1 protein-coding gene is annotated in these 1,831 nt (G+C 63.0%); it reads left to right on the top strand.

Annotation, left to right across the window (positions count from 1 at the left end):
* Positions 1–1,831 (top strand): NAD(P)-binding protein (locus AB5Y85_RS07230; RefSeq protein ID WP_368221296.1); only part of this gene is annotated, 1,831 nt, incomplete at both ends.

The raw sequence follows: 1,831 nt of genomic DNA, 5'->3' as shown, positions 1-1,831 counted from the left end.
GGCAGCGCGCTGGCGGATAAAACCCTGGCCTACCCGCCCGCCCTCACCGGCCTGCGCGGTAATCACCCGGGCTCTTTCGAACCGGCCCACAGTATCGCCCGTGACGGTAAGCAGTATGACTTTGCCAATATTCCCCTCGAGGGGGAGTACGATCTGGTGATCGTCGGCGCCGGGATCAGCGGTCTGGCCGCCGCCTGCTTCTATCAGCAACTGCTCGGCGCGGATAAAAAGATCCTGCTGCTCGACAACCACGACGACTTTGGCGGCCACGCCAAGCGCAACGAGTTCACCACCCCCGATGGCCTGCGTCTGGGTTACGGCGGCAGCGAATCCCTGCAATCACCGCGTTCGGTCTACAGCCCGGTGGCGCTCGGGCTGCTCAAGGCGCTGGAGGTCAACATCGACGAGCTGGCCGCCGGTTTCCAGCAGACCTTCTATCCGGATCTGGGGCTCAGCCGCGGTGTCTATTTCGACGAGAAGCACTTTGGCGTCAACAAGATAGTGAACGGGGACCCGGGCCACAACGTAGCGGACGATATCCCCCGCGATCGCCTGAACGGCCGGCCGCTGGCAGAATTTATCGGTGACTTCCCCCTCGATGATGCCGACAAGGCCGCCCTGTTGGCCCTGCACGAATCGAAGATCGACTACCTGAGCGGCATGACCCGCGAGCAGCAGGACGAGTGGGTGACCCGCAACAGCTACACCACCTTCCTGCGCGATAAAGTGGGCCTCAGCGAGCGGGCGATCACTTACTTCCAGCAGCGCACCAACGATTTCCAGGCGGTCGGCATCGACGCCACCGCCTGCGCCGATGCGCGCCTCTGCGCCTTGCCGGGGTTCGATGGCCTCAATCTGACGCCGCTGGATGCCGAGGAGCAGGCAGAGCTGGACGATCCCTACATCTTCCACTTCCCCGATGGCAACGCCGGTCTCACCCGCCTGATGGTGCGCAAGCTCATTCCGCAGGTGGCGCCGGGTCACACCATGCAGGATGTGGTGCTGGCCAAGTTTGACTACGGCAAGCTCGACCTGCCGGAGCACAAGGTGCAACTGCGCCTTGGCAGCACGGCGTTGCAGGCCAAAAACGTGCGCCTCGCCGACGGCAAGCTGGTGGTGGATGTTACCTACATCAAGGAGGGGAAACTGCACCGGGTGCGGGCCAAGCAGTCGATCATGGCTGGCTACAACATGATGATCCCCTACATGGTGCCCGAGATGCCGGAGCCCCAGAAGGAGGCGCTGCGCCAAAATGCCAAGGCGCCGCTGGTCTACACCAAGGTGGTGATCAAGAACTGGCAAGCCTTCGTCAAGCTAGGGGTACACGAGGTCTACTCCCCCGCCGCCCCCTACAGCCGGGTCAAGCTCGACTATCCGGTCAGCATGGGTGGCTACGAGCATCCCAAGAGCCCGGATCAGCCGATGTGCCTGCACATGGTCTATGTGCCGACCCTGCCGGGCAGCGGCCTCTCGGCCCGCGAACAGTCCCGCAAGGGGCGCGCCATGATCCTCGGCATGCCGTTCGAGCAGCATGAGCAGATGATCCGCGAGCAGTTGCAGGGGATGCTCGGCAGCGCCGGTTTCAACCATGAGCAGGATATCCTCGCCATCACGGTCAACCGCTGGTCTCACGGCTACTCCTATGTCACCAACACCCTGTTTGATGACGAAGCGCAGTGCGAAAAATGGATTGAACTGGGTCGCCAGCCGATCGGCAACATCACCATCGCCAACTCGGATGCAGGCTGGAGCCCCTACGCCCACGCCGCCATCGACGAAGCGTGGCGCGCCGTCAACGAGCTGGTAGCCATGAGCAAGGGAGGTGCCCAAT

It is taken from the genome of Aeromonas sp. R3-1, from assembly GCF_040908345.1.
GTDB lineage: Bacteria > Pseudomonadota > Gammaproteobacteria > Enterobacterales > Aeromonadaceae > Aeromonas > Aeromonas veronii.
This window is presented reverse-complemented; position numbering and strand designations above follow the sequence as displayed.